Source organism: Phenylobacterium sp. (genome assembly GCF_044358365.1).
In the GTDB taxonomy this organism is placed as follows: domain Bacteria; phylum Pseudomonadota; class Alphaproteobacteria; order Caulobacterales; family Caulobacteraceae; genus Phenylobacterium.
This window is the reverse complement of record NZ_JBIKNZ010000063.1, coordinates 1-19,442: the sequence shown is the minus strand read 5'-3', so window position 1 is coordinate 19,442 and position 19,442 is coordinate 1. Positions and strand designations below refer to the sequence as shown.

17 protein-coding genes and 1 pseudogene are annotated in these 19,442 nt (G+C 65.7%); 4 read left to right on the top strand and 14 right to left on the bottom strand.

Going from position 1 to position 19,442, the window contains the following annotated elements; translation table 11 throughout:
- Positions 1-218 (bottom strand): annotated as a pseudogene (locus ACIQ3B_RS14550) (IS481 family transposase); the annotation flags it as partial.
- Positions 219-343: 125 nt separating this feature from the next.
- Between ACIQ3B_RS14550 and ACIQ3B_RS14545 the strand changes: the two are divergent.
- Entirely contained in the window at positions 344-1,186 is an 843-nt protein-coding gene (locus ACIQ3B_RS14545; protein ID WP_397403787.1) for an exonuclease domain-containing protein, read from the top strand.
- A 374-nt stretch (positions 1,187-1,560) separates the two neighbouring features.
- Here ACIQ3B_RS14545 and ACIQ3B_RS14540 read toward each other — a convergent pair whose 3' ends face one another.
- The 3 genes from ACIQ3B_RS14540 to purD form a co-directional block, all read right to left on the bottom strand.
- Positions 1,561-2,160, bottom strand: a complete 600-nt coding sequence (locus ACIQ3B_RS14540; RefSeq protein ID WP_397403785.1) for a DUF4304 domain-containing protein — start codon at positions 2,158-2,160, stop codon at positions 1,561-1,563.
- A complete protein-coding gene (locus ACIQ3B_RS14535) occupies positions 2,157-2,750 on the bottom strand; it encodes a hypothetical protein (RefSeq protein WP_397403783.1) in 594 nt (197 codons plus the stop codon). The genes ACIQ3B_RS14540 and ACIQ3B_RS14535 overlap by 4 nt, the downstream gene beginning before the upstream one ends.
- A 576-nt stretch (positions 2,751-3,326) precedes the next feature.
- Positions 3,327-4,592 (bottom strand): phosphoribosylamine--glycine ligase, encoded by a 1,266-nt coding sequence (gene purD / locus ACIQ3B_RS14530; protein WP_397403781.1) that lies wholly within the window; start codon positions 4,590-4,592, stop codon positions 3,327-3,329.
- A gap of 132 nt (positions 4,593-4,724) precedes the next feature.
- Here purD and ACIQ3B_RS14525 point away from each other — a divergent pair, with 132 nt between their 5' ends.
- Positions 4,725-7,007 carry a tetratricopeptide repeat protein gene (locus ACIQ3B_RS14525; RefSeq protein ID WP_397403779.1) on the top strand — a complete coding sequence of 761 codons (2,283 nt, stop codon included), beginning with the start codon at positions 4,725-4,727 and terminating at the stop codon, positions 7,005-7,007.
- A gap of 2 nt (positions 7,008-7,009) precedes the next feature.
- On the opposite strand, the gene ACIQ3B_RS14520 is transcribed toward ACIQ3B_RS14525, so the two are convergent.
- Genes ACIQ3B_RS14520 through rfbF form a run of 7 tightly spaced genes read right to left on the bottom strand, consistent with a single transcriptional unit; the run spans position 7,010 to position 12,507 of the window.
- On the bottom strand, positions 7,010-7,663 hold the full coding sequence (locus tag ACIQ3B_RS14520; protein WP_397403778.1) for a hypothetical protein: 654 nt from the start codon (positions 7,661-7,663) through the stop codon (positions 7,010-7,012).
- On the bottom strand, positions 7,660-8,457 hold the full coding sequence (locus tag ACIQ3B_RS14515; protein WP_397403776.1) for an NAD-dependent epimerase/dehydratase family protein: 798 nt from the start codon (positions 8,455-8,457) through the stop codon (positions 7,660-7,662). Before ACIQ3B_RS14515 ends, ACIQ3B_RS14520 begins: the two co-directional genes overlap by 4 nt.
- Complete coding sequence (locus ACIQ3B_RS14510; protein ID WP_397403774.1) at positions 8,454-8,966, bottom strand: acyltransferase; 513 nt, start codon at positions 8,964-8,966, stop codon at positions 8,454-8,456. The genes ACIQ3B_RS14515 and ACIQ3B_RS14510 overlap by 4 nt, the downstream gene beginning before the upstream one ends.
- Positions 8,932-9,468, bottom strand: a complete 537-nt coding sequence (gene rfbC / locus ACIQ3B_RS14505; protein ID WP_397403773.1) for a dTDP-4-dehydrorhamnose 3,5-epimerase — start codon at positions 9,466-9,468, stop codon at positions 8,932-8,934. The genes ACIQ3B_RS14510 and rfbC overlap by 35 nt, the downstream gene beginning before the upstream one ends.
- On the bottom strand, positions 9,468-10,700 hold the full coding sequence (locus tag ACIQ3B_RS14500) for a methyltransferase domain-containing protein (RefSeq protein ID WP_397403771.1): 1,233 nt from the start codon (positions 10,698-10,700) through the stop codon (positions 9,468-9,470). Before ACIQ3B_RS14500 ends, rfbC begins: the two co-directional genes overlap by 1 nt.
- Complete coding sequence (gene rfbG, locus ACIQ3B_RS14495) at positions 10,697-11,752, bottom strand: CDP-glucose 4,6-dehydratase (protein WP_397403769.1); 1,056 nt, start codon at positions 11,750-11,752, stop codon at positions 10,697-10,699. Before rfbG ends, ACIQ3B_RS14500 begins: the two co-directional genes overlap by 4 nt.
- Positions 11,740-12,507, bottom strand: a complete 768-nt coding sequence (gene rfbF, locus ACIQ3B_RS14490; protein WP_397403767.1) for a glucose-1-phosphate cytidylyltransferase — start codon at positions 12,505-12,507, stop codon at positions 11,740-11,742. The genes rfbG and rfbF overlap by 13 nt, the downstream gene beginning before the upstream one ends.
- 109 nt (positions 12,508-12,616) lie before the next feature.
- On the opposite strand from rfbF, the gene ACIQ3B_RS14485 reads away from it, so the two are divergent.
- Complete coding sequence (locus tag ACIQ3B_RS14485; protein ID WP_397403765.1) at positions 12,617-13,360, top strand: sulfotransferase domain-containing protein; 744 nt, start codon at positions 12,617-12,619, stop codon at positions 13,358-13,360.
- A gap of 39 nt (positions 13,361-13,399) precedes the next feature.
- Positions 13,400-14,389, top strand: coding sequence for a M23 family metallopeptidase (locus tag ACIQ3B_RS14480; RefSeq protein WP_397403763.1), 990 nt, complete (start codon positions 13,400-13,402; stop codon positions 14,387-14,389).
- Here the strand turns inward: ACIQ3B_RS14480 and ACIQ3B_RS14475 are convergent.
- From ACIQ3B_RS14475 to ACIQ3B_RS14465, 3 genes are all read right to left on the bottom strand, one after another.
- The gene (locus tag ACIQ3B_RS14475) at positions 14,361-16,634 is read right to left on the bottom strand and encodes a tetratricopeptide repeat protein (RefSeq protein ID WP_397403761.1); all 2,274 of its coding nucleotides are present in this window, start codon (positions 16,632-16,634) and stop codon (positions 14,361-14,363) included. The genes ACIQ3B_RS14480 and ACIQ3B_RS14475 overlap by 29 nt on opposite strands.
- Before the next feature lie 162 nt (positions 16,635-16,796).
- On the bottom strand, positions 16,797-18,734 hold the full coding sequence (locus ACIQ3B_RS14470; RefSeq protein WP_397403759.1) for a beta strand repeat-containing protein: 1,938 nt from the start codon (positions 18,732-18,734) through the stop codon (positions 16,797-16,799).
- 212 nt (positions 18,735-18,946) lie between these two features.
- A partial coding sequence (locus ACIQ3B_RS14465) for an HlyD family efflux transporter periplasmic adaptor subunit (RefSeq protein ID WP_397403758.1) occupies positions 18,947-19,442 on the bottom strand: 496 nt, incomplete at its 5' end.

Sequence of the window (19,442 nt, the reverse complement as noted above, 5' to 3'; positions counted from 1 at the left end):
ACGACCATCGCCTCTTCCTCGCCCGTCAGCACGCTCGAGCGCACGGTCTTCGGACCCATCGGCGCATCGTGCACGAAGGCCCGCTTGCGCCACTTGGCGACGGTCTTCTGATTAAGCCCGTGCTGGGTGGCTAGCTCCTTGAGCGGAGCTTTCGATCGCTGTATCGCCGCTCGGACGGCGTACGTGGTCGTGGCGCTGCCATGGAGTATCTGGCCCATAGGTCCTCCCGGAATGAAGGATCAGCTTGGCTGATTCCCCCACACTCCGGGACCAGACACCTAGGTTTGCAGATTCAGCAAGCTTCCGCTTAGGTTGTATTCGATCGGAAAGGGAGCGGTTAGGCATGCGTTTTGTTGTGATTGATGTCGAGACTGCCAATCCGCAGATGCGCAGCATTTGTCAGATAGGCGTTGTCGGGTTCGAGGACGGGCGAGAAGTGTTCGCGGATAGCACCTTGATCGATCCGGAGGATTACTTTGCGCCGTTCAACGAACGCCTCCATGGAATTGGGCCAAGCAAGGTTGTTGGCGCGCCGGCCTTTAGCCAGGCGCGCGCCTGGATCGCGGAGCGACTTCAAGATCAAATCGCCATTTCCCATAGCGCTTTTGACCGGTTGGCTCTGAGGCAAGCGGCGGCTCGGTATGAGGTCGAAGACGTTAACTGTCGCTGGCTCGACAGCCTCATGGTCGCCCGTAGGGCTTGGCCATCGCTCGCGGCCGAGGGTTATGGACTGGCCACCCTAGCATCCGCCTTCGGCATCAAATTCCAACATCATGACGCGCTAGAAGACGCCCGAGCCGCAGGGTTGATCATGCTGCGGGCAATTGATGAAAGCGGCGTCGATCTTGAAGGTTGGTTTGACCGGTGTGCGGCTCCACCGCGCTCACATAAGTCGGTAGCGAGGACAGGCGATGGGGACGGCCCACTGCTCGGTGAGGTGGTGGTTATCACAGGAACGCTTTCGCTTCCCCGCCAGAAAGTAGCGGATCTCGTCCATGAAGCTGGCGGTGCTGTGGATTCTTCAGTGACGAAGCGAACTACTTTACTTGTTGTGGGAGACCAGGACGTTTCTAGGCTGGCGGGCAAAGATCGAAGTGCGAAGCAGGTGAAAGCCGAACAGCTTATGGAATCCGGTCTGGCGATCCGCATAATTCAGGAAACCGACCTTCAAGCTCTCATCAACTAGCACGCCCGAGGGGCGTCCACCTCAAGCCAGTGGAATTGAGGGACTGGAATAGAGGGACAGGCTAACGTGCCCCGCCGCTCCCAGTCCCAAGTCGAGAGCGCATCGTCGGATGCCTCCCCGCACCAAATCTCACGGATGATGCGAGCCTGACGTCCAGGCCAAGTCAAGGACGGCCCCGAGGGGCCGCCGCGGCGCGGCCGGCCGGAGGCCGGTCCTTGAGTTGGCCTGGGCGTCAGGCAAACTGGCTGCCATGAGATCCATGGCCGGGCCTGCGCCGACGCGCCTCTCTTAACGTCGCTTGCGACGCCAACGCCACCGGCGCTCCCCCTTCAATCCCGCCCCAGCACCTGTCCTAGCCCAGGGGCTGGCTACGCCTACCCCTGCCCGCCGTCCCGTAGCTGGATTTGCGCCTTCACCCAGCTCTGGATGCATCGGGCCTTTTCGACCATCACCGGATTTGCCGTGCGCGGGATGGGCTCATCGAATAGCGGCAGCGCTGCGTCCAGTTCGCCCAGCCGGTACAACGTCACGACGATAGCGGCCAGGTTGGGCTCTTTCCACGTATTCCTTGTACTGCGACCGTACCATTCGCGCGCCTGATCCTCGACTGTGGTCACGCTGGCGAACCAGGGCAATGCATAGCGCTGCGCCAGCCCGGCCACTTCGGCCGGTCCTTCAGGATTATTCTTCCACCAAAGGTCCCGGCCATCAGATCCTTCGATCAGTTGAGGAAACCGGACACCATACTGAATGATCCACAGCGGGTGCTTGCACGGGATCGTCTTGATGATCCGTTCAGTCTCGCGGTCCTTGGCGAACAGGTTCACCGTCACCGATCCATCCACCGAACTCTTTTGAAGGTTGAGTTGTTCCACAATGTCGCCCGAGACACGCGTCCACATGTTTTTCTGGCGCTCAAAGCCTAGCGGAAGCAACAGGTTGTCCAGCGCCCTCGTGTAGGAAAGACGGGTCATCGATACTTCTTCGGATCGTAGAAGATGGCGCGGGTCTTGGTGCCGGTGCTCGAGTACATCTTGACGGCCTTGGCTGCGGCTTTGCGGCCTGACACCGTATCGGGTTTGAGTTCCATCTGATAGGCAAGGGGCTTGTCACCCTTCGGTCGCATTCTCAGCGGCGTGCGGACATCAGGCTTCACGACACGCCCGTTATTGAGTGGAAGATCTGCATCCGACTTCCAGTTCAATTTGTCCTCCACGCGCCTCTTCAATTCCGCATGGGCCCGACGCCCGCCGCGTGTTGCGTAGTTGTCACCGACCCGCAGATAGGGATCCTGCTTCGTGAACTGGAACGGAGCACGCTTGATCGCTTCGGGAGCAAGACGCGCCGCCAAAGCGCCCGCTGCCTCCAACCCGGCGACGACCGCGACAGGCGCAAGGGCCGGGACGGCCATCCAGGCGTTGTCACGGCTGATCGCGCGTTTCGTCTCCTGAAACGCCGCCTGCTGCCGGCGCAGTTCAACAAGGTCGTCAGCCGGTGGGCGATACATCCGGTCGGCCAGCGGCGCTATCGGCGCCGTCCGGACCGGGGCCGAAACCGGGCGCAATCTGTCCGGGCCAGACCTACGCGCCGCAATATCGGTGGCTTGCTTCGCGTTATAACTCCGCTGTGCAGCCAACATCTCCGCGTACGGACCCGCCAGCGTATCAGGTACGCTGCGCGCCTGCCCACCACGAGCGTATGAACCAGATTCTGCCATTCTGCCCCCAAGTTGACGATAGGAATGAGGCGGCCAGCGCTGCGGGCGTCAGATTGCCCGGCGCGAAAGCCGCAAAGCGAAATCTCCCCCGGAAAATTCAGAATGGCAAGAACAAAAAAAGAACATTTAAGGCCGCGATGATGTCTATCGAGCCCTGAACTCCTGACGATCGGTGGTCTCTCTGCGTGGCCTGCCCAGCGCGGCGTCCGGACGCTCAGGTTGCCGGCCAGCCTGGCGTTTGAGGGTCTCGATGCGTCGCTCGGGATGATTGACGGTTACGCCTCAAGCCCTACGACGGAAGCACCCTCCACCACCCTTCGGGCGGTCCGCTGCGGTGCTCGCGAGCCCCCCGGGCTCAAGATCGCCTTCGCCCCCCGATGGGGGATGAGAATGGGAATGCCCTCGCCGCCCAGACCAGCGGCCCTACCCCAGCGCCCGCCAGCCGATGTCGCGACGACAGAACCCGTCCGGGAAATGGATGGCGTCTACCGCCGCATAGGCACGGTCACGCGCCTCTCTCAGCGTAGGCCCTCGCGCACAGACGTTGAGCACCCGGCCTCCGGCGGCGCGCAGCACCCCGGCCTCGTCACGGCGCGTGCCCGCGTGGAAGACGGCGACGCCCTCGCCGGGCGTATCGGGAATCCGGATCTCGCCGCCCGCGCGTGGCGTGCCCGGATAGCCTTCCGCCGCCAGCACCACGCAGACCGCTGGCTCGTCGCGCCAGACCGGCGGGGGCATATCGGCCAGTGTGCCCGTGGCGCAGGCGAGGAGGTAGGGCACGAGGTCGCTTTCCAGCCGCAGCATCAGCACCTGGCATTCCGGGTCGCCGAACCGGACGTTGAACTCGACCAGTTTCGGGCCATTCCGGGTGGCCATCAGTTCCACGAACAATACGCCGCGATAGGGCGCGCCGTCCCGCGCAATGCCGGCGAAGGCGGGTTCGGCCAGCCGCGTGCGCACCTGCTCCACCAGCTGCGGCGTAAAGACGGGCGCCGGCGAATAGGTCCCCATGCCGCCGGTGTTGGGTCCCTTGTCGCCGTCGAAGGCGCGCTTGTGGTCCTGGACCCCGCCGAACAGCATGGCCGTCTTGCCGTCGCACAGCGCGAACAGCGAGCCGATCTCGCCCTCCAGGAATTCCTCGATCACCACACGCGCGCCGGCGGCGCCGAACCGGCCGCCGAAGGCGTCGTCGATAGCGACCTGCGCCTCGGCCAGATCGGGCGTGACGACCACGCCCTTGCCGGCGGCCAGCCCATCGGCCTTGATCACGTAGGGCGGGGCGAACCGGGCCAGTGAGGCCCTGGCCTCGGCGGCCGTCTCGCAGATCGCATAGGCGCCGGTGGGCAGGCCGTGGCGGTCACAGAAGGCCTTGGTGAAGGCCTTGGAGGATTCCAGCTGGCCCGCCTGCGCGGTCGGGCCGAAACAGGGGATTGCCGCCTCGGCCAGCGCATCGGCCAGCCCCGCCTCGACCGAGGTTTCCGGGCCGATCACGACAAGATCGGCGGCGATCTCGCGGGCCAGCTGAAGCAGGCCGGGCACGTCCGTGGCGGCGACACCCCGCAGTTCGCAGTGCTCGGCCATGCCGGGATTTCCCGGGGTCGCCACGATCCGGGTCACCAGAGGCGAGGCGGCGATCTTCCAGGCAAGCGCATGTTCGCGGCCGCCCGAGCCAACAAGCAGGATGTTCATGGGACGCGGCTTTGGCGTGGCCGTCCGGCGGGGTCAAGCCGCGCCTTGTCCGCGCCACCTCAATCAAGGCGTTGAAGCGACGCAGCGCGCGCCGTAAGTCGTGGCCTGTAGGCCTGAGAGGATAACCAGCGCATGAGTGATCGGTTGGCGGCGGCGCAGGCGGCCCTGAACGGCGGTCGTCGGGACGAGGCGATCGGGCATTTGATCGCCGCCATCGGCGACGATCCGGCCCGGCCTGTGCAGGTCTATCGCACGCTCACGGTCCAGCTCTATCAGGCGGGTCGGTACGAGGAGGGTGCGGCCTTCGGCGCCAAGGGGCTGGAGCGCTTTCCGCGCGACTTTGACCTGCTGAATGTGCGCGGCGTCAATTTGCGCAAACTGAAGCGCCTGCCCGAAGCGCTGGCGGCGCTGGAGATGGCCACGCGGGTCGCGCCCAAGAACCTGGGCGGCCTGCAGAATTACGGCAATGTCCTGCTCGACCTGAACGAAGGCGCGAAGGCGGAGGGGGTGTTCAGCCGGCTGGTGCGGATCGATCCGCGCAACGGAGAGTACCAGCGCCAGCTGGGGCGCGCCCTGCACAAGCAGAACAAGCTGGAGCCGGCGCTGGTGCGGTTCCGGCAGGCGGTGACGGTGCAGCCGGGCTTGATCGACGCCTGGCTGGATATGGTGGGCATCCTGGGCGAGGAGCACCGCACCGCAGACGCCGAAGCCCAGCTCGACAGGGCCATTGCCGCCAATCCCGGCAATGCGCGCTTGCTGGAAGGCAAGACCATGGTGCTGCGCCGCACCGGCCAGGCAGCGCGCGCCGAGGCCTTCGCCCGCGAGGTGCTGGCCGCCCAGCCGGACGCGGCCTGGGTGCATCACCAGCTGGGCATCATGGTCTCGGAGCAGGACCGGGCGGCGGGCAATGTGCTGTTGCGCCGGGCCATCGCCCTGGATCCCGCCCGCATCGAATATGTCACGGCCCTGATCGAGAGCCTGGAGCGCACCCGTAGCGGCGACGAGGGCGGCCATATCGAGGAGGGCTATCAGCTCGCCAAGACCATACTCCACCGCAGCGCCGAGTTCACCGAAAGCGTCACCAAGATCCTGTGCGAGATCATGATCCGGGTGTGCGACTTCGACGGCCTGGACCAGGTGGGTGACTTCCGGACGCTGGGGCGCGGCTGGGCGGGCAGCGGACGTCACACGGCGCTGCTGAAGCAACTGGCGCGGGTTCGGACCGATGAGGATCGTCGGGAACTGCTCGAACAGCACCGCATCTGGGGACGCGGGGTGGAAGTTCCCGCATCCCGGCGGCCGATCAAGCGACCTCCGCCGCGGCCGCCCGGCGGCAAGGTCCGCCTGGGGTTCATGTCGTCGGATCTGCGGCAACACCCGGTGGGCTACTTCGCCCTGCCCCTGTTTGATCACGTGGATCACGAGCGGTTCGAGGTGTTCGTCTATTCGTTCTATACGGGCCAGGAAGACGCAGCCCAGCGCCACATCACCGAGCGGGTGACGGCGTACCGCTGGTGGCCGGACATCTCCGTGGCCGGCGCCGCCGAGAAGATCGCCGAGGATCAGCTGGACATGCTGATCGAACTGGGCGGCTCCACGCACATGAACAAGCTGGAGGTGATGGCCTACAAGCCCGCGCCGGTGCAGGCGAGCTGGCTGGGCTATCCGCACTCCGCAGGACTGGAGGCGATCGACTATCTGGTCTGCGATCCGATCACGGTGCCGCCGGAGCGTGAGCTGCTGGTCGAAAAGCCCCTGATGATGCCGAAGAGCTGGATCGCACTGGGGTCGCGGTTCTTCTCCAACACCGTGGAGATCAAGGAGGCGCCGGAGCTTCGGAACGGGTTCATTACCTATGGCACCGCAAACAACCCCCACAAGTACACCCGGGAAGTCCTGCAGACCTGGGCGCGCGTGGTGGCCGCAACCCCGGGCTCTAAGTTCGCCTTCATTCGCCCGGAAGGCAGCGGCGAGAGCTTCCGCGCCAACATCCTGCGCCAGTTCGCGGCCGAGGGCGTTTCAGCCGACCGCGTGATCTTCCATGTGATCCGGGGCGCTCACATGCCGTTCTACAACGAGGTGGACATCACGCTGGACCCGTTCCCCCTGACCGGCGGCACCACCACGGCGGAGACGCTGTGGATGGGCGTGCCGTTGATCAGCCTGATCGGTCCGGCCTTCTACGAGCGCCTCAGCGCCTCGATCATGACCAACAGCGGGATCGGCGACCTGGCCGTGAACACCCTGGACGACTATCTGGCGGCCGCCGTGGCGCTGGCGGGAAACCGCGAACGCCGGCTGGAACTGCGTGGCTCGCTGCGGGACCGGATGCGCAATGGGCCATTGGGTCAGACTGACCAGTTCGCCCGGGATTTCTACGACATGATCTACCGCACGGTGCGACCCGCCGGCTGATCTCAGGCCCGGAAGTATTCTTCGAGAATGGCGCCGGGTGCTGGCCGGAAGGCAAGCCGCCCATCGGCGCCGGTAAAGGCCAGCCGGTTGGGCGGAACCCCGGCGTCCAGAACGCTGGTCCCCTGGCTGATGACGGCCCCGTCGCCGACGTCGCAGCGACCGATGATGGCCGAATTGGGATAGACCACCACGCCTTCCCCAATGACCGGAATCCGGTCCTTGTGACGGCCGATGGTGGAGTTCTGGTAGAGCACCAGCCGATTGCCGTAGGTCGCCTTGGCCAGCACGATGCCGACGCTGTGCCCGATGTAGAAGATCGGCGGCATGGCGATCTCGTAGAACAGGTCGATCCCGTTGAACGCCTTGTTCATCAGGAACAGTCGCGTGGCGGCGGCGGTGTCGCCGGACCGCACGTAGATGGAATTCGACAGGAAATACAGGAGGATGCAGTGCTGCGATGACTGCAGCACATTGAACTGGTCCGGCCGCCAGGGTGCGCAGGCGTTGATGCAGACATGCATCCGCTCCAGGGCTTCATCGAGGTGTGCATCGGCGGCAGCGCGGAAGGCCGCCTCGCGTCCATCGGGGACGATGGCGGCGCACTGGGTCGTGAGATAGTCCAGCAGGCTCTGCCGGGTGTGGTCGATCAGCTTCACGTCCCGAGGCCTCTCAAATGGCTGCGCACCACATCCCTGACCGGCCGGGCGCGCACGCCAAGACCGGCCAGGCGGGTGGCGGAAGCATTGGGCGGCGGCGGCGGATCGGCGGCGCCGGTGAATCCCACGCGCCAGCCCTCGGCGGCAAAGGCCTCGGCGATCTGGGCGTTGGAGGTCAGGGCGCCGGCAGACAGATTGTAGATTCCCGAACCGCCGGCCACCGCGATGAGGGCGCTCACCACGTCATCCAGGTGGATGTAGTCGCGGCGGATGTGGGGGCTGGACTCCAGGGTGAGATCGCGGCTGCGCCCCGCCTTGATCAGCCATTCCGACAGAAACCCCGGTGAGCCTTCGGCGCCGTCATAGACGTTGGACAGGCGCGCCACCACGCCACGGCCCCCGGAGCGGGCAAGGGTGAGGTTTTCGCCCAGGGCCTTTGACAGGTCATAGACCCGGCGTGGGTCGGCAGGATCGAAGACCAGGGAAGCAGCTTCGTCCACCTCGGCCTGAGGCAAGCCGTCGTAGAGGCGCGTGGACGAGCAATAGATCAGCCGGTCAAACCGCCCGGCGCGCAGGATTTCGCTGACCAGGCTGGCATGGGCCTCTACGGCGTCGAACGGACGGCGGTCGTAGTCGGCGGTCAGACCCGCGCAATAGTAGACCACGCCCAGATCGCGCTTCAGCAATTCCGGATCGCCCTTGGCCGGGGTCCAGGGCTGTGCGCCCTCGGCCGCGAGCCGCCGGGCGAGCCGCGCGCCGACAAATCCCCGGGCGCCGACGACGGTGACGCTCATGCGCCGCGCTCGCCTATGCGGCGCGCCGGCACACCGCCATAGATCGCATAGGCCGGCACCTCGCCCCGCACCACGGCGCCGGCGGCGATCACGGCGCCCTTGCGGATCACCGCCCCGTCCAGCACCACCACGCCCGAGCCCAGCCACACATCGTCCTCGATGAGAATGCCGCCTCTGGAAGGCTGGAAGCCCTGGTCCTTGATCATCCGATCGCGATCAGCAATGGCGTGGTTGGTCGGCGCCAGCGTGCAGTTGGCGGCAATGGCCACGCCAACGCCGATACGCACGCCGTTGCCGGTGTAGATCACCGTGCCAGAGTTTATCGCGCTGTCGGCGCCGATCACCACATCGCCCATGCCGCCGGTGGGTTTGATCTTCACGAAGCTGTCGATCATCACCCGGGGCCCAATCTCGATCAGCGTCCCGCGCACCGACTCCTCGATGTCGGCCATCGGCGAGATGCGGGCCGTGGGATCAATCCTGAGCATCGTAGTCAGCGTAGGCCGCATCGGCGGGTGACATCAATGCCGGCGACGCAGGCCAGACGACTCCAAATGCCGGGTCGTTCCAGCGGACGCCTGAGCCATGCCCCGGCGTATGGGCCGGTGCGATCTGGTAGAGGACATCGCTGTCTGGCTCCAGGGTGAGGAAGCCGTGGGCGACGCCTTCGGGAATGAACAGGGCGCGCTGGTTGGTCGCCGACAGCTCGGTCCCGATCCATTGGCGGTGGGTGGGACTGTCGGGCCGCAGGTCGACCGCGACATCGAAGATGCGGCCGCGCACCGCGCGGACCAGTTTGGTTTCAGCGTAGGGCGCCTTCTGGAAGTGCAGCCCACGCAGGGTGCCCCGCGCCGGATTGGTCGAAAGACTGGTCTGCACGGGTTCGAACGGAACGCCCGCGGCGGCGAACGCCTCCGGGCAGTGCAGTCGCGCGAAACCGCCCCGGTCATCGCGATTCGGCTCGGCCTCGATGATCATCACGCCGACGACATCGGTGGCCAGGAATCGCATCAGTCCAGCACCCGCGTGGTTGGCGAGGCGATCACAAAGCGGCCGCCCCAATCGCCGATGAAAGCAAGCTGGCGGGTGATCTCATCCTTGAGGTTCCACGGCAGGATGAGGACGTAATCGGGACGTGACGCGCGCACCGCGTCGGGACTACGGATCGGTACGTGACTTCCGGGCAGATAGCGGTTCTGCTTGGCCGGGTTGGCGTCATAGGCCTCGACGATATCTGCTGCGGTGGTCCCGCAATAGTTCAGGAAGGTGTTGCCCTTGGCCGCCGCCCCGTAGGCCGCGATGGCCTTGCCGTCGTCACGGGCCTCCTTGAGGAAGGCCTGGAAGCTGTCGCGGACCGCCTCCACCCGCGCAGAGAACCCATCGTAGGTTTCGGCCTTGTCGAGACCGGCGGCCGCTTCCGTGGCGCGCAGGGTCCGCAAGGCTGCGGTCTCGACGTGGCGAGCCGCCTGGTGGCAGCAGAACAGCCGGAGTGACCCGCCGTGGGTGGGCAGCAGCTCCACATCGAAGGGGCGCAGGCCGTGGGCCGTCAGCACCTGCTCGACCGCCACCAGCGACAGGTAGGAATAATGTTCGTGATAGATGGTGTCGAACTGCACCTTCTCGATCAGGTTCAGCAGATGCGGGAACTCGAAGGTGAGCACCCCCTCCGGCTTCAGCACGTGTTGGAAACCCCCTACGAATTCATTCAGGTCCGGTACATGGGCCAGAACGTTGTTGGCGGCCATCAGGTCGGCCATGTCGCCGCGCGCCGCCAGCGCCCTGCCCGTTTGGGCGTTGAAGAACTCCACATCCGTGCGCACGCCAATGGCGCGGGCCGCCTCGGCAGTATTGGCGGTGGGTTCCACGCCCAGCACCGGGATACCTCTGGCCAGGAAGTGTTTCAGCAGATAGCCGTCATTACTGGCGACCTCCACCACCAGGGACTGCGGCCCCAGCCCGAACCGCTCGGTCATCGCCTCGGCGTAGCGGCGCGCATGCTCCACCCAGCCCGGCGAGAACGACGAGAAATAGGCGTAGCTGTCGTCGAAGATCGCGTCCGCCGGCACCTCATGGTCCGCCTGCACCAGAAAACAGGCGTCGCAGACCCTGGTGTGCAGGGGAAACACCGGCTCGTTCCCGGCCGCCAGTTGTTCGGGCGTCAGGTAGCTGTTGGCCAGCGGCTGCAGGCCGAGGTCCAGGAAGGTGCGAGTGAGGGGGGCGCGGCAGAAGCGGCAGAGACTCATGATCGGCCTTCATAGTCCGCGATCTGCGCTTCGCACAAGGCCAGCGCATCCTCGCCCGCCGCCTGACGGCGATACCAGTCCATGGTCAGGGCCACGGCTTGCGGCGCATCGAGCCGGCTCTCGAAACCGATGGCGCGCTTCGCCAGGCTGGCGTCGATCGCCAGGGCCTGGGCTTCGAGCGATACGGGGTCGGGCTCGTGACGCCAGGGCTGCCCGCCCAGCGCCGCGACACCCAGGGTCGCCAGTTCGCCCACTGTGACCTCAGGGCCGCCGGGCCGGGGCCCGAAGTTCAGTGATCGAGGGGTTGCGGCATCTGTCGCCAGCGCCTCGATGTGCCGGAAGTAGCCGGCCAGACAATCCAGGACATGCTGCCAGGGCCGCGTGGCTTCGGGGTGGCGCAAGGTCACCGCCTCGCCCGCCTGGACCGCGCGCACAATGTCGGCCACCAGCCGGTCGCGGGAAAAATCTCCGCCACCGATCACATTGCCGCCGCGCGCCGTGCCCACCGGCACACTCGGGAAGAAGCTCTTCGCGTAGCTCTGGACCACGATCTCGGCGGCCGCCTTGGAGGCGGAATAGGGATCCTTGCCGCCCAGATTGTCGCCCTCGGCAAAGGCCCGGCCGGTTTCGGCGTTGGCGTAGACCTTGTCCGAGGTGATCACCAGCACCGCCTGAAGCGACGTCTGGCGGCGCAAGGTCTGCAGCAGATGGGCTGTGCCCATGACGTTGGTGTCGAAGGTGGCGATCGGGTCCTCGATGGAGGTGCGCACAATCGGTTGGGCGGCCATATGCAGCACCAGATCAAACGCCGCGCCCTCCAGCGCGGCCGCCACCTCGTCCGGTCGGCGCAGGTCGCAGAGCCGCGAGTTGGTCCGCGCGCCGACGTGGGCCAGTTCGTAGAGGCTCGGGCGCTGGTCGGGCGCCAGCGCCAGGCCTGTGACCTTTGCGCCCAGACGGCTCAACCAGATCGCCGCCCAGCCGCCCTTGAAGCCGGTATGGCCGGTCAGTAGGACGCGCTTGCCGGCCCAGAAGCCCGGGTTCACCGCCGCCACGGCGCCTCGCCGGACGCCCAGAGCGCCTCGAGCTGGTTCTTGTCGCGCAGTGTATCCATGGCCGCCCAGAAGCCGTCATGCCGGTACGACATCAGCTGGCCGTCGGCGGCGAGGCCTTCCAGCGGCTCCCGTTCCCAGCTCGTCGCGTCTTCCGCAATCCGGTCGATGACCGACGGGTTCAGCACGAAGAACCCACCATTGATCAGGCCGTTATCTCCCGGCGGCTTCTCGATGAACCGCTGCACCTGTGTATCCTCGATCTCCAGCGCGCCATAGCGGCCGGGCGGTGTGACGGCGGTGAGCGTGGCGTCCTTGCCATGGCCCCGGTGGAACGCGGCCAGCTTGCCGATGTCGAGGTCGGCCACGCCGTCACCGTAGGTGAAAAAGAACGGCTCGTCCGGATCGAGATATGACGCCACACGCTTCAGCCGCCCGCCGGTCATGGTGTCCGCGCCGGTCTCCACCAGGGTCACCCGCCAGGGCTCGTGATGCGTGGCGTGATACTCGATGGATCCCTTGGCCAGGTCGACGGTCAGGTCGGCGTTGTGCAGCACATAGTTGGCGAAGTACTCCTTGATCACGTAACCCCGGTACCCGAGGCAGACCACGAAATCGTTGAAGCCGTAGTGGGAATACAGCTTCATGATGTGCCAGAGGATCGGTCGGCCGCCGACTTCGATCATCGGCTTGGGCCGCAGGTGGCTCTCTTCCGAGATGCGCGTGCCGAGGCCGCCCGCCAGGATAACTGTCTTCATCGCCGAACCTTCGCGCGCGCCGCGTCTTTGCGTCTCGTCATAGCGGGTTCGGGCGCGATCCAGAAGCCGGAAGGCTTGCGCGGCGGGCGCTGGCGGGAGATGTGAGGCTATGGCCGTCTCGCCCCGCGTCAATTTCCTGATCATCGGCGTCCAGAAGGGCGGCACCACGGCGCTGTTCGACTATCTCAGCGATTATCCCGATGTGGCGCTGAGCCGGGAGAAGGAACTCCACTTCTTCGACGATGACACGAAGGACCGGGCCGCGCCGGATTACGACGCCTACCACGCCCGCTTCGATGATCCCGGCGGGCGACCGCTGGGAGAGGCCACGCCGATCTACAGCTACTGGCCAGGCGCGCTGGAGCGCATCGCAACCTACAATCCGGCCATGAAACTGATCCTGGTGCTGCGCGATCCCGTGGAACGGGCGTGGTCGCACTGGCGAATGGAGTACGCACGCGGTGTCGAGCGTGAGCGCTTTGCCCGGTGTATCCGTCAAGGGCGGCAGCGGCTTTTCGACGCCGAGCCCTGGGGTTTTCACCGCGAGTTTTCCTATGTGGAACGCGGGTTCTATGGGGAACAGGTGGAACGGATCCTGACCTTGTTTCCACGTGAGCAGTTGCTGATCCTGACATCGGCGGGGCTCGAGTCGGACCCGGCGGGCGCGCTCGCGTCAGTGCGGGCCTTTCTGGGTCTGCCGCCCGGACAGGCGCCGACGCCGCGACGTGTGCATGTGGGTCAGGAGATGGACTACCCCTCCGAGTTGACGTCTGAGGATGTGGCATATCTCAGGGAAATCTACGCCGCGGACGCGGAGCGGCTGGCCGCGCTTGCGGGTATCCGGTTTCCCTGAGGCCGCAATTTGGTCTCGAAGCCCCGACAGGGTTTGATCATGACAAGGCCATCTATTCTGGCTCTCGGCGCCCTTGGTGGCCTTGCAGCTTTCGCTGCGCAGGGGGCTGTCCCTGCCGGCCCTCGATTGGCCTTCCCGGTGGCCTGCGTGGTGGGGCGGACCTGCGAGATCCAGCACTATGTTGACCGCGATCCTGGTCCAGGGGTGCGCGACTACCGCTGCGCCACACAGACCTATCAGGCCCACAACGGGATCGACGTCCGCCTCCTCGACATGGCGGCGCAGCGGCGAGGCGTGGATGTGCTGGCCGCGGCGGCCGGCACGGTGGCGCGGGTTCGCGACGGCGTCGCGGACATCTCCGTGCGAGCGCCGGGTGCGCCCCCGGTGGCGAATCAGGAATGCGGAAACGGGGTGGCCATCAGTCACGGCGGCGGCTGGGAGACCCAGTACTGCCATATGGCGCGGGGCAGCATTCGAGTGAAACCTGGTGACGCGGTCGTCGCTGGCGCACCGATCGGACGGGTGGGCCTGTCAGGAAACACCGAGTATCCGCACCTGCACATGACGGTACGCCACAACGGCGCCGTGGTGGATCCCTTTGCACCTGCGGACGGCGCCGGCTGCGCCGCACAGGGCGACATGTGGACCCCGGAAGCGCGGACGGCCATGACCTATAGGCTAGGCGTGGTGCTGAACGCGGGGTTTGCAGCGGGCCCGGTGACGCCCGATCAGGTGGAGGCCGGCGGTATCGCCCCACCCGGACGGAGTTCACCCTACATCGTCGCCTACGCGCGCGGCATCGGCTTGCAGGCCGGAGACGAGATCGAACTGGAGCTCAAGGGTCCCGACGGGGTCAGCCTGGCGCGCAGCCGCGCGCAGCCGCTGGACCGCTGGAAGGCGCAGTGGGTGACCTATGTGGGCAAAAAGACGCCCGTCACGGGCTGGATGGGCGGAACCTATGTGGCCGACTACCGCGTCTGGCGACAGGGCAAGGTGGCCATCAGTCGCCGGTTCGAGATCCGGCTTTAGCGGTCACCACCCGATGGATCATGTCGTAGAAATCACGGGCAAATGTGTCGGTGTCGCCCAGGGGCGAGGCCTGGAGGTCGGCGCGCAGGGTCTGGCGTAGGGCGATCCGACGCGGGCGGTCGTGGGCCAGGCTGACAGCGGTCGCATGGAAGGCTTCAGGCGTATCGACGCACAGGTCGGCCAGGCCGGCGTTGATGAGAATGGACCGGCTGAGGCGCTGGAAGAACGCCTCCCCGGCGAGGCTGACCACGGGCACGCCCATCAGCAGGGATTCGACGGTCGTCGCGCCCCCGGTCAGCGGGAAGGTGTCCAGGGAGACATCGACGTCACCGTAGGCCGCCAGATGATGGCCACGGGTTGGCTGCCACTCGAGGCGATCAGCCGACACGCCCTGGGCCGCAAAAGCCGCCGTGATATTCTGGCGCAGCGCCTCTGAGCCGGCCTCCGGCCGAATGACAGCGAAACGGGACCCTGGCACAGCGGCCACGACTCGAGCCCATGCAGTGAGCGTTTCGCGGGTGTACTTGTAGGGATTGTTGGCGCTTCCGAAGGTGAGATAGCCCCGGCGCTGTTCCGGCGTCTGCACGGCGACCGGGGGGGCGCTGGCGAATGAGGTTGAACCCAGTGCGATCCAGCTTCTGGGCAGCAAGAGCGGTGCTTCCAGCAACAGGTCGGGCGACAGGGGCGCGTTGAACGGATCGCAGACGTAGTGATCCACCGCCGAGAGGCCTGTGGAGTGGGGATAGCCTAGGTAGCTGGCCTGAATCGGTGCGGGGCGCCAGGCCAGCACCTCGGGCAGGTTCATGTCCGTGGGGCCGCCCAGTTCGATCAGCATATCGAGTTGATCACTGGCGATCCGCTGAGCCGCTTCGCGCGCCGAGATCTCGGGCCAGGTGTGGAAACCCGTCACCGACCGACTGATGCGGGCCTGAACGCCGTCCGCTTGGCCACGGAAGAAGGAGTAGACGAACACCTCGAAGCGACTGTGATCGATATGATCAATGAGGGGCAGGGCAAGGCGGCCCACGGGATGGTCCCGTAGGTCGGAGGAGAGGAACCCCAAGCGCACCTTGCTGCCAGGGTGCGCGGGCGCAAGCGTGACGGGCGCCCGCGCCGCGCGGCTTTCGACGGTCGTGGCCCAGAGCCTGTGTTGGGCCAGCAGTTCCCGGGCGCGATCCGGGGTGTCGGCCTGAGCCAGATGGAACATCAGCGCGGCATTCAGCCCCGCGCCGGCCCAGCTGCGCCCGAGGGTTTCAAAAGTCCCTAGGCGGGCCATGTCTTCATGGGCGCAGGTGCGGGCGAACACATCCCTGAGCAAGGCAATCTGGGCGGGTTTGGGGTTGGGACGGGCGGCAAGGTTCCGGGCCAGTGAAAAGGCCTCATCCAGCCTTCTGCCGTCATCGCGCATGACGTCGCTGCACAGCGCCTTGAGCAAGGCGAACGCATAGTCCGCCTGATCGGGTGCGAGTGTGAGGGCGCGGCGCAGATGCGTCGTTGCACGATCGGGGTCGGCCGTGGCCAACAGGTCGCCGAGGTGGAAGTGGGCCCAGGGTGTATCAGGCTGCCGCTGGAGCTGGCCGGTCAGAAACGCCTCGGCGTCAGCACGACGACCGGAAACCCGGAGGAGATGAGCCATCGCTTCCATGAGGCTCGGCTGATCGGGATTCGCGGCCAGGGCGCGGGACAGGGCTTCATGGGCCAGATCTGACCGCCCGGCTTCGTGCAGGGTGCTGGCAAGGAGGCGCCAGGCTTCGGCGTAGTCGGGACGAAGCGCGGTGGCTTCGCTCAGGCGCTGGATAGCTTCTGCGGTCCGCCCCAGGCTGAGAAGCGCCCGGGCGGCCATGGTTCGCGGCATGGCGCCCTGCGGGTCGAGTTCGAGGGCACGCGTGAAGGCGTCCAGCGCGGCTGTATGGTCGCCCTGGTCCAGCGACACGTTGCCTCGATTGATCGCGGCGCCTGCGAAGATCGGGTCGATTCGCAGCGCCTGATCGAAGGCGGCGAGGGCTTCCTCGGGGCGGCCGAGGACGCGCAGGAAGACGCCCCGGATGTTCCAGAGATCACGGTCATCGGGGTGTAGGCGCATGGTGTGCGCCGTGAGGCGCTCGCCTTCGGCGAAACGCTGCGCCTGATAGAGTTGGCGGGCGAGGGCCAGGCATTGGGCCGCGGGTGGCTGGGGTGCGGCAAGGAGGGTCTGGACCTGGGTTGCCAGGATATCGGCAGAGGTCTGGGGCGCTTGGTCGGGCACGGTCACGGTCCGGGACTTGAGAGCGGCGTGTTCGACGACGGTTGTGGGTCGGGACGCGATCACGCGCAAGGACATCGGCGGGGCCGGGAGCGAGTCATGTTCCCAAAAGAAAAGGGCCGCCCCGAAGGGCGGCCCGATCCATATCCATCGTTGCCCGTGGGCTTAGATGATGTTGCCAAACTCGATGTCCGACAGGGTGCGGCCGACGAGAACGATACCGTCGTTCACCGTGCTGCCCGCGTTGTCCTGGAAGACCACCACGCCGTCCGAAAGCTGGACAACGTAGTAATCGAAGGTAGCGGTGTTGGTGGTGAAGAAGCTGTTCGCCGCCGCAAGTGCGGTGGTGTAGTTCGAAGACGTACCGGCTTCGAAGTAGTTCGTGGCCGAACCAGCCACCGACAGGTCGAGGCGGTCGACCAGAGCGCCGGTCGTGCCGCCGGTCCAGTCGAGAATGCGGTCGATGCCGCCCGGGGTCGTACCGGACTCACCCGCCGCGAACACGAACACGTCGTTGCCGTTGCCACCGCTGAGGATGTCGAAGGCAGCGCCGCCGGTGATGTTGTCGTTGCCGTCGCCGCCCTGGATCGTGTCCGAACCCAAACCACCGGCGAGAACGTCGTTACCGCCACCGCCATCGATATTGTCGGTACCGGCCGAGGCTACAACAGTGTCGTTTCCTTCACCGCCAGTGATGATGTCGGTTCCGCCACCACCATCGATGCTATCGTTACCAGCACCACCGCTGATATTGTCATCGCCGCCATTGGTACCTGCGGATGTGGTGTCTGCACCACCCACTACGCTGTCATTGCCATCGCCCAAGACGATAACGTCATTGAAGCTACCTGCAGTGACGGAGTCGTTGCCGGCACCCGTATCGATGGTATCGCCGCCAGTTGCCGAGGTACCGGCTTCCGTGTTGCCGCCGTAGAGGTCAACGGTATCGTTTCCGTCGCCGCCGGTGACATTGTCGCTACCCATGCCAGCCAGAACGCTGTCGTTACCAGCGCCACCAGCGATCACGTCATTACCACCGCCGGCGGAAAGCGTATCGTTGCCGTCTTCGCCCAAGAGTTGGTCAGCAGAACCGCCGCCCGTCAGCACGTCGTTGCCGAGGTTGCCGTTGAGCAGGTCGAAGCCGGATGAAGTGGTCGTGATCGTGTCGTCACCCTGGCCGCCGAGCAGGTTGTCCTTGCCGACGTTAGCCGAGTTGATCGTGTCGTCGCCAAGGCCACCCTGGATGTTGATGACAGCAACGCCCGTGGAGCCGCCGCTGGAGGCCGCGATGGTGTCGTTGCCGTCGCCGCCGAGGATGTTGCCCGAGGCGCCGCCGGTGGAGATGCTATCGTTCTGGGCGCCGCCATCGACCGAGATCAGCGACGTTTCACCCGCCGTCGAGGTCAGCGTGTCGCTGCCGCCTTCGCCGAAGATGCTGTCGTTGCCAGTGCCGCCCGCGATCGTGTCGTCGCCGAGATTGCCGTTAAGGAAATCAGCGCCGTTCGTACCCGTCACGGAGTCATTATCCTGACCGCCGAGGATCGTGGCAGCCGTGCCGCCCGTGGAGGACAAGACGTCCGCGCCCACGTTGCCCTGCACGAAGCCGGTGCCCGCACCGCCGTCGATGGTATCGCCACCCTGACCGCCGTACAGCGTATCATTGCCCGCACCGCCAGCGATCGAGTCGTTGCCGAGGTTGCCCTGAGCAAAATCGTTGCCGCCCCCGGTGCTGAGAGTATCGTTTCCACCGCCGCCATAGTAAGCGTCATTGGTAGCGCCATCAGCGCCCCCGAACATGGCATCTGCCGCAGTGATGGCGCTGCCAACGCCCGGGGCTTGATCAGCGTCTATAACGAGCGAACTGCCGTCAGTGAAAAGCACTTTAGTCGCCGTAGCCGAGGCCACGCTCGGTGAGAACGTCGCCGACTTTCCGGTCAGACCCGAGGTGATCGTGATGGTCGCCGTCGAGGTTGCGGTCGCAGCGTTGTAACGCACCGTGGTGCGGGTCGCCGTTTCACCGGCCTGCCCGAAGATCAGAGTGTCTGCAGCGGTAAAGGCTGCCGCCTGCGCGTCGGTGATGGTCTCAAAATTATAAATCGCCATTTATCTCTCCAGTCAGTGTCACACGGACCCCCAGAACGCTTGACCCCCACCCGAAGTGGAGCAGTCCCAGCGGTCCTAATACACCGATAACCATAGCATGGCTGCGGCGTAGATCGGACGAGCCCACGGGGAGACGTATCGGAAGCCCGACAATTAGGCAACATGAAAAAGCCCCGGGAATCTTCCCACGTCGAGGTGTGGCGCCGGCGCCGCTACTCCTCGCGGAACGCGTCTTCCCAAGTGCTGGTGATGGGTGAAATCAGATAACCCATGACCGATCGATTGCCGCCGACGACGGTGACGGTTGCGGGCATTCCAGGCGTCATCTGGACGCCCTTCTTCAGTTTCTTCAGCTCCGCAGGATCGATTCGCACATCGATCCGATAGAACGCAGCGCCATTCTGCTCATTGGTCATCCGGTCGGCCGAGACGACAGCGACCGTGCCATCCAGCGCGTCGTTGAACCGCTGGTTCAGGCCGGTGAGGCGGACCTTGGTGGTCATACCGACGCGGACCTCGTCCACATCCTCGGGGCGGATCATCGCCGTGACGGTCAGGGGCGCGCCAAGCGGCACGACATCCATCACATTCTCGCCGGCGCCGACCAGGCCGCCGATGGTGAACTGGGTCAGGTTGAAGATGTGACCGTCGACGGGCGCGCGCACCACGGTGGCCGCCAGCGACTGGCGCGCTGCCGTCAGGCGCGGG